This is a genomic window from Ferrovibrio sp. (assembly GCF_029255545.1).
Classification (GTDB): domain Bacteria; phylum Pseudomonadota; class Alphaproteobacteria; order Ferrovibrionales; family Ferrovibrionaceae; genus Ferrovibrio.
In genome coordinates this window covers 59,111-67,376 of the sequence record NZ_JANLJJ010000027.1, presented here as the reverse complement: position 1 = coordinate 67,376, position 8,266 = coordinate 59,111, and the positions used below count along the sequence as shown (strand labels likewise).

General features: G+C 64.4%; 9 protein-coding genes. 5 read left to right on the top strand and 4 right to left on the bottom strand.

From position 1 onward, the window contains the following. Both Q1J79_RS04905 and Q1J79_RS04900 read right to left on the bottom strand, forming a co-directional pair. Positions 1–766 (bottom strand): AMP-binding protein (locus Q1J79_RS04905; protein WP_300297320.1); only part of this gene is annotated, 766 nt, incomplete at its 3' end. 55 nt (positions 767–821) lie between these two features. Next, positions 822–1,289, bottom strand: a complete 468-nt coding sequence (locus tag Q1J79_RS04900; protein ID WP_300297317.1) for a flavodoxin domain-containing protein — start codon at positions 1,287–1,289, stop codon at positions 822–824. A 96-nt stretch (positions 1,290–1,385) separates the two neighbouring features. Here Q1J79_RS04900 and Q1J79_RS04895 point away from each other — a divergent pair, with 96 nt between their 5' ends. The 5 genes from Q1J79_RS04895 to gpt all read left to right on the top strand — a co-directional run bounded on the left by Q1J79_RS04895 (position 1,386) and on the right by gpt (position 6,643). Then, positions 1,386–2,288: a helix-turn-helix transcriptional regulator gene (locus tag Q1J79_RS04895; RefSeq protein ID WP_300297314.1), complete on the top strand. Its 903-nt coding sequence runs from the start codon at positions 1,386–1,388 to the stop codon at positions 2,286–2,288. 86 nt (positions 2,289–2,374) lie between these two features. Continuing rightward, positions 2,375–4,054, top strand: coding sequence for a 2,3-epoxybenzoyl-CoA dihydrolase (boxC, locus tag Q1J79_RS04890; RefSeq protein ID WP_300297311.1), 1,680 nt, complete (start codon positions 2,375–2,377; stop codon positions 4,052–4,054). Between the two features lie 14 nt (positions 4,055–4,068). Beyond that, on the top strand, positions 4,069–5,481 hold the full coding sequence (gene boxB / locus Q1J79_RS04885; protein WP_300297308.1) for a benzoyl-CoA 2,3-epoxidase subunit BoxB: 1,413 nt from the start codon (positions 4,069–4,071) through the stop codon (positions 5,479–5,481). 126 nt (positions 5,482–5,607) lie between these two features. Further along, positions 5,608–6,108 carry a thioesterase family protein gene (locus Q1J79_RS04880; RefSeq protein ID WP_300297305.1) on the top strand — a complete coding sequence of 167 codons (501 nt, stop codon included), beginning with the start codon at positions 5,608–5,610 and terminating at the stop codon, positions 6,106–6,108. Positions 6,109–6,127: 19 nt separating this feature from the next. Further along, entirely contained in the window at positions 6,128–6,643 is a 516-nt protein-coding gene (gpt, locus tag Q1J79_RS04875; RefSeq protein WP_300297302.1) for a xanthine phosphoribosyltransferase, read from the top strand. Positions 6,644–6,649: 6 nt separating this feature from the next. Here the strand turns inward: gpt and Q1J79_RS04870 are convergent, their stop codons facing one another. Next, positions 6,650–7,276 carry an ABC-type transport auxiliary lipoprotein family protein gene (locus Q1J79_RS04870; protein ID WP_300297299.1) on the bottom strand — a complete coding sequence of 209 codons (627 nt, stop codon included), beginning with the start codon at positions 7,274–7,276 and terminating at the stop codon, positions 6,650–6,652. Further along, on the bottom strand, positions 7,273–8,262 hold the full coding sequence (locus tag Q1J79_RS04865) for an MlaD family protein (protein ID WP_300297296.1): 990 nt from the start codon (positions 8,260–8,262) through the stop codon (positions 7,273–7,275). Before Q1J79_RS04865 ends, Q1J79_RS04870 begins: the two co-directional genes overlap by 4 nt. Positions 8,263–8,266: the final 4 nt, after the last annotated feature.

The following is an 8,266-nucleotide window of genomic DNA, read 5'->3' as shown; positions in this document are numbered from 1 at the left end:
GGCGCTTCATCACCGCCGGCGGCGTCGGCCGCTCGGCCATCAGCACGGCCGTGGCACCGACATGCAGTGGGAAAGTCATGGCGTTGCCCATGCCATAGGCGAAGAACAGCTTGGCGGCCGAAAAGACCACGTCGTCTTCGCGGATGCCCAGCACCTCCTCGCCATACAACACGGCCGTATGCACCAGATCGCCATGCAGGTGCATGGCACCCTTCGGCGCGCCAGTCGAACCCGAGGAATAAAGCCAGAAGCCGATATCGTCCGGCGTGGTCTCGGCCGCGTCCAACTGGTCGGACTGAGCCTCCAGCAGCTTGTGCAACGGCGTCACGGTCGGCGGTACCTGGCCGGAGATCAGCACCTGCTGCAGATAGGGCTGGCCCGAAACGATGGGGCGGAATTTTTCCAGCAGCGCATCGGAAACCACCAGCACCGCGGCACGGCTGTCGCGCAGCAGGAAATCGTAATCCGGCGTGGTGAGCAAGGTGTTGATCGGCACCGGCACGGCACCGATCTTCATTGCGCCGAAAAACATCGCCGGAAAATCGATGCCGTCCAGCAACGCCAGCATGACACGCTGTTCGCGCTGCACGCCCTGGCTTTTCAGCAGATTGCCGGCGCGGTTCACCCGCGCCGCCAGATCGGCATAGGTGTAGCGACCCTTGTCGTCGATGAAGGCGGTCTTGGCCCCGCGGCCTTCGGCGATATGACGATCGACGAAATGGCTCACGGCGTTATACCGCCGCGGCAGCTCGATGAAGCGCGGCATTGTTTCCTCCCGGGAAATTGTGTTTTTTGCCGCCCGCTTTTATGTCAGCGGGCAGTTATGCGGCCTTGGCCAGCGGCGCGGTCTGCTCCGCCCATTCCAAAGCCCAGGTCACGGCTTCGTCTTCCGGCAGGCTGCCGCTTGAGGCGTTATGCTGCATGCGTTCGCCGACCAGCGTGGCGTTCAGGCTCTTCAGCAGGCTTTCGAATTGCTGGCCACCATGATTGAAGGTGTCCTGGTAGGTGCTGTCGCCCAGGCCGATGACGCCGACCAGCTTGCCGGTCAGGTCGGGCTTGGCGGCCTGTAGATCGGCGAAAAAGTCGCGGGCATTATCGGGCACGTCGCCCTGGCCATAGGTGGAGGTGCAGATCAGGAAGGCTCCGGGCCGCTCGAACACCTCGGCTTTCAGGTTGTCCATCAGCAGCACCTCGACGCTGTGGCCCTTGCCTTCCAGCGCCTTCTTCACGTCACCTGCAACCAGCTCGGCGGTGCCCGTCATGGTGCCGACCAGAATGGAAACCTGCATTTACGCTCTCCTGAACCTGCCTGACTTTGTAGCGGGCCCGAACTATAACGCAGTGTCTGCTGGCGCTCCAGCAAAAATTGCATTATAATGCATAGCATGAACGAGAGCCGCGACAAGGCCAGCCCCGACGACGTCGCTTTCCTGCAGGTTGTGGGCGAGCGCGTACGCAATGCGCGTGCAAGGCGCGGCATGAGCCGCAAAATCCTTGCCCGCGATTCCGGCGTGTCGGAACGTTACCTCGCCCAGCTCGAAGGCGGTGCCGGCAACATCTCGATCCTGCTGCTGCGCCAGATTGCCCGCGCGATGGACCTGCCGATCACCGATTTCCTCGGCGACCGCCCGCCGCTCGGCGTCGACCAGGCCCTGCTGCTGCGCCAGATCGAAGATTTGAGCGGCGAACAGTTGCAGGAATTGCAGGCTTTCGTGCGTGACCGCTTCGGCATTGCCGCCAGCGTCAAGCGCCATATCGCGCTGATTGGCCTGCGCGGCGCCGGCAAGACCTCGCTGGGCCAGCGCCTGGCTGCGGCTTTTGGCCTGCAATTCGTGGAGATGGCCAAGGAAATCGAAATCGAGGCGGGCCTCTCCTTGAACGAGGTTTTTGATCTCTACGGCCAGGCCGCCTATCGCCGCTTCGAACGTCGCGCGCTGGAGCGCGTAACGGCCGATACCGCGCCGAAAGTGATCGCCACCGGCGGCAGCCTGCCGTCTGAGCCGGCCACCTATGCCCATCTGCTGACCAATTGCTTCACCATCTGGCTGAAGGCGCGCCCGGAAGAGCATATGGGTCGTGTCGTCGCCCAGGGCGACCTGCGCCCGATCGCCGGCCAATCGGAAGCCATGGCCGACCTGAAGCGCATCCTGACCCAGCGCGAGGCGCTGTATGCCCGCGCCGACATGGCCTTCGATACCGCCGGCAAGACGCTGGAGCAGGCCGCCGCCGACCTGGCCGCCGCTTTGCGCGCCCATCCGGCCTGGCTGGCCCGCGAGGCAGCCGAATAAGAGGTGGCGACACAAAAACTGCAAAATAATTCTTGTCGCCCCGAAACTGTGTATTATAATGCATGTTAGTTCGAGGGAGGACAGGAATGGCCGACAGCCAGCAGAATGGCGCCGCTTTGGTGGATTTCCGCACCGAGCCCAGCCAGTACAAGCATTGGAAACTCAGCATCGACGGCCCGGTCGCCACCCTGGCGATGGACGTCAAGGAAGACGGCGGCCTACGCCCCGGCTATGAGCTGAAGCTGAATTCCTACGATCTGGGCGTTGATATCGAGCTGCACGACGCGGTGCAGCGCCTGCGCTTCGAGCATCCGGAAGTCCGCTCCGTGGTGATCACCTCGGGCAAGGAGCGCATCTTCTGCGCCGGCGCCAATATCCGCATGCTCAACCAGTCGGCCCATGGCTGGAAGGTCAATTTCTGCAAATTCACCAACGAGACCCGCAACGGCATCGAAGAGGCCACCGCGGAATCGAAGCAGACCTATATCGCCGCGGTGAACGGCCCCTGCGCCGGCGGCGGCTACGAACTGGCCCTGGCCGCCGACTACATCCTGATGGCCGATGACGGCAACACCTCGGTGTCGCTGCCGGAAGTGCCGCTGCTGGCCGTGCTGCCGGGCACCGGCGGCCTCACCCGCTTGGTCGACAAGCGCATGGTGCGCCGCGACCGCGCCGATTTCTTCTGCACCATCGAGGAAGGCATCAAGGGCAAGCGCGCCGTCGACTGGCGCCTGGTCGATGAAGTCGTGCCGCGCACCAAGCTGGCCGAGGAAGTGCGCGCCCGCGCCGAAGCCTTCGCTGCCAAATCCGACCGTCCGGCCAATGCCAAGGGCGTGGCGCTTTCGAAGCTGGCGCGCAAGATCGACGGTGAGCGCATCAGCTACAGCCACGTCGAGGCCAGGCTCGACCGGGCCAAGGGCATCGCCGAGATCACCGTGCATGGCCCGAAGGCGCCGCCGCCGACCTCTGCCGATGGAATCCAGGCCGCCGGCGACGGCTTCTGGTCGCTGGCGCTGGCCCGCGAGCTGGACGATCTGATCCTGCATCTGCGCACCAACGAAGACACGATTGGCATGTGGGTGTTCCGCACCAATGGCGATGCCGATCTGGTTGCCGCCTATGACGCGGCGCTGGAGCAGCACAAGGCGCATTGGCTGGTGCGCGAGATCCGCCTGTTCCTCAAGCGGGTGCTCAAGCGCATCGACGTCTCGTCGCGCTCGATCTTCGCGCTGGTCGAACCCGGCTCCTGCTTCACCGGCACGCTGCTGGAGCTGGTGCTGGCCGCCGACCGCTCCTACATGCTGGATGGCCGCTTCGAGGGCGACAACCGCCCGCCCGCCAGCATCCGCCTGACGTCGATGAATTTCGGCCCCTACCCGATGGCCAACGGCCTCAGCCGCGTCGCCAGCCGCAACCTGGATGAGCCGTCGCGGGTGGACGCGATCAAGACGCTGATTGGCAACGATCTCGATGCCCAGGCGGCCGACGAGGCCGGGCTGGTCACCTTCACGCCCGACGACATCGACTGGGAGGACGAGGTGCGCATCGCTATCGAGGAACGCGCCGCCTTCTCGCCCGACGCCCTCACCGGCATGGAGGCGAGCCTGCGCTTCGGCGGGCCCGAGACCATGGAAACCAAGATCTTCGGCCGGCTCACCGCCTGGCAGAACTGGATTTTCCAGCGCCCCAACGCCGTCGGCGAACAGGGCGCACTCAAGCTGTACGGTACCGGCCAGCGCGCCGCGTACGACCGCAAACGTGTCTAGGGAGAAAACAGAAAATGGCCATCGACTACAACTCGCGCATCCCCAACAACGTCAATCTCTCCGATAACCGCCGCCTGCAGCGCGCGCTGGAGGAATGGCAGCCGAAATTCCTCGACTGGTGGCAGGATATGGGCCCGGCCGGCTTCCAGGCCCGCGAGGCCTATCTGCGCACCGCCGTCAGCGTCGATGCCGAAGGCTGGGCGCAGTTCGGCTATGTGAAGATGCCGGATTACCGCTGGGGCATTTTCCTCGCCGAGCCGGAAGCCGAGCGCAAGGTGAATTTCGGCGACCACAAGGGCGAAGCCGCCTGGCAGGAAGTGCCCGGCGAATATCGCGGCGTGCTGCGCCGCCTGATCGTCACCCAGGGTGATACCGAACCGGCCTCGGTGGAGCAGCAGCGCCTGCTCGGCCAGACCTGCCCGTCACTGTATGACCTGCGCAACCTGTTCCAGGTCAATGTCGAGGAAGGCCGCCATCTCTGGGCCATGGTCTACCTGCTGGACGCCTATTTCGGCCGCGACGGCCGCGAGGAGGCCGAGGCCCTGCTGCAGCGTCGCTCGGGTGACGACGACAAGCCGCGCATCCTTGGCGCCTTCAACGAAAAGACGCCGGACTGGCTCAGCTTCTACATGTTCACCTTCTTCACCGACCGCGACGGCAAGTTCCAGCTCGCTTCGCTGGCCGAAAGCGGCTTCGATCCGCTGGCGCGGTCCTGCCGCTTCATGCTGACCGAGGAAGCCCATCACATGTTCGTGGGCGAGACCGGCGTCGGCCGCGTGATCCAGCGCACCTGCGAAGTCATGCGCGACTTCAAGACCGACGATGTGCGCAAGCATGGTGTGATCGATCTGCCGACATTGCAGAAATACCTGAATTTCCACTTCTCGGTCTCGATCGACCTGTTCGGCTCGGAAATCTCCACCAACGCCGCCAACTACTACACCATGGGCATCAAGGGCCGCTTCGACGAGACCCGGATCGGCGACGACCACAAGCTGACCGATGCCGCCTACAAGGTGCTGGAAGTGGATGGCGACGGCTTCCGCGAGAAGGAAGAAGCCGCGCTGACCGCCCTGAATGAGCGGCTGCGCGACGATTACGTGGCCGATTGCGCGCGCGGCGTGATGCGCTGGAACCAGATCATCAAGCGCCACGGCATCGATTTTGAGCTGAAGCTGCCGCACCGCGCCTTCCATCGCCAGATCGGCCAGTTCTCCGAACTGCGCGTCGACCCGCAGGGCCGCATCATCGGCCAGGCCGAATGGGATGCCCGCCATCACGAATGGCTGCCGACCGACGAGGATCGCCTTTACGTGATCAGCCTGATGAAGCCGGTGACCGAACCGGGCAAGTTCGCCAACTGGGTCGCCCCGCCGGCCCGCGGCATCAACAACCAGCCGATAGATTTCGAATACGTCCGCGCGTAAGTAACCGTTATCCTCCCCTCCCCTAAAAAGGCGCCCGGTTTCCTGCCGGGCGCCTCTTCTTTTTCCCGCTTCCGTGGCCCGGCCCGCGCTTTTTTTTCGCCGCTGCCCTCCGTATGATCCGCGGCCATGAGCCATCCGATCCCCGCCGATTCCGGCATCCCCGCCGCCCGGACCGACATTGCCGCCGCCTATGGTCCCGACCGGCTGTTCACCGTCGACCGCATCGTGCAATGGGGCGAATGCGACCCCGCCGGCATGGTCTACACCACCCAGTTCCTCGATTACGTGATGGAGACGCTGGAAGCGTTCTGGCGCGAGGTGATCGGGCTGGACTTCCTCAGCCTGCACCGCAAGCTGCGCCTCGGCTCCCCCACGGTGGGCACCAAGCTGGATTTCCAGCGCGCGCTGAAAGGCGGCGATCCCTTCCGCGTCGAATTGCGGGTCGAGAAGATCAGCCGCGCCACCGTGACCTATGACATCAAGGGCAGGAATGCCGGCGGCGAAGTCTGCTTCACCGCCACCCATGTCTCCTGCATCATCGACGAAATAAAAATGAAATCGGTCGATATCCCCGAGCGCCTGCGCGGGCCGATCGAAACCTATCAGCGCGCCACGACCGCGCCGTAAGACGGGGGAGCGTTTCCGCATGACCGAAGGCCATGGCTACACAAAATTCTTCCCGGTCTCGTGGGAAGAGCTGCATCGCCACTGCAAGGCGCTGGCCTGGCGCCTGCTGGACGCCGCCCAGGCGCGCGGCGGCTATCGCGGCATCGTTGCGATCACCCGCGGCGGCCTGGTGCCCGCCGCCATCGTTGCGCGCGAGCTGAATCTGCGTATGATCGAGACGATCTCCTGCTCGACCTATAACGAGCTGGAGCGCGGCTCGAAGGTCAATATCCTGAAAACCGCCGAGGCTGCGCTCGCCGATGAAGGCGAGGGCTGGCTGATCGTCGACGACCTGGTCGATACCGGCGTTACCGCCAAGGCGGTGCGCGCCCTGCTGCCCAAGGCGCATTTCGCCACCATCTATGCCAAGCCGAATGGTCGCCCGATGGTGGATACCTTCATCACCGAAGTGAGCCAGGATACCTGGATCCTGTTCCCCTGGGACCAGGAAGCGGTGATGTCGAAGCCGATCGTCGAACTGCGCAGCGGGTTGTAAGCCGCCTTACGCTGCCGGCTTCTTCGCCGTCATCAAGGTCCATTGCACGGTTTCGCGCAGCACATAGCCCAGCGCGGCATCGAAAGCCGCCACCACGGCCAGCAGCGAGGCATCCTTCGCCTTCACCCGCTGGCTGAAGGTCGCTGCGGCGATGATTTGCTGGCGCGGCTGCGCCACCAGCTTCACCTGCAATGATACATTGGCGTCCGGCAGGCTGCTGCCCTCTTTCAGCTCGGCCTGGAATTCGCGCAATTCGGCCTTCAGATTGAAATCCGAGCGCAGGCCAACCGAATGGCGGCCGACCGAGACGATCTTGCCGGTGTTCTCGAAGCTTTCCACCAGCAGGGTCTGCACCATGCGTGGCGCCCGCTCGGCCCAGCGCGCTTCGGCGTAATACTTCACCTCATAGGGGTTGGTGTAGATGGCGATCTTGTGGGTATCCAGCCCGCCCGCCGCAAACGGCTCCTCCACCACCAGCTGCCAGTCGGCGCGCGGCAGGGTATCGATGAATGTCGTCTTGGGCGACAGGTTGTAGAGATTGGATGGCGGCGCCTGCGGGATCAGGCCACCACAGGCGCCTAGCGGCAGGGCCGCGCCAGCCAGCAGAATGCCGCGTCGTGTGATATCGCTCATCGCCGCGTTCCTCCTTCATTACGGTATTCCGCATCGCGCTTGCCAAACAGGATCGCGCTCGGATCGTCTTCCAGGCGCTGCGCCACGCGCGACAGGCTCAGCACCAGCTCGCGCGCCTCGGCAAAGAAGCGTCGGAACTCGCCGAAGGTATCGGTGGTGAGGGTGTGCAGCGGCGCCCGGTTTTCTTCGGCAATCGCCTGCAAGGTCACCAGCGTGGCGCCGAGCTGCCGCATCGAGGTTTTGGCTTCGAGCAGCGCCTCGGCCGCATCGCCGTCCAGCAGGCGATTGGTCGACTTGAAGGTGCGCTCGGCCTCGCTGATCAGGCCGTCGAGCCGGCCGGCAATGTCGCCGGCGGCAGCCGCCACCTTGGAAATGTCGGTGCTGGTGCGCTCGAAACTGTCGATGGCGCGGCCGATACCCTCCTGGCGCGCCGCCAAGGTCTGCGATACCACGCGCAGATCGGCGATAAAGCCTGACAGGTTCTGCAGATTCTCGTCGCTCAGCACCTGGGCGGCCCGGGTGAACAATTCCGGCGCCGCCTCGACCAGCGCCTCGATGGCCGAGGGTTTCGAGTGGATGGTCGGATATTTGCTGGCATCGCGGCCACCCACCACCGGCAGGATCGGCGCATCGCGGCTGCCGGGCGATATCTGCACGAAGGACACGCCGGTGATGCCCTGCAGCTGCAGCGTGGCTTCGGAATCGGCGCGGATCGGCGTATCGGCATCCACCTCGGCGGTGACGCGCACCCGGCTGGTATTCTCGCGGTCGATGGTGATCTGCGACACGCTGCCCACCTTGATGCCGTTGAAGCGCACGTCGCCGCCCACGCCCAGGCCGGCCACCGAGCCGGTGAAGAAGATATTGTAGCGGGCGATCTCGCGGTCGACCTCGGATTTCGCCAGCCACAGCACGAACATCACGATGCCGGTCAGGAAGACCAGCATGAAGCTGCCGATCAGCAGATGATGCGCCCGCGTTTCCATCGCT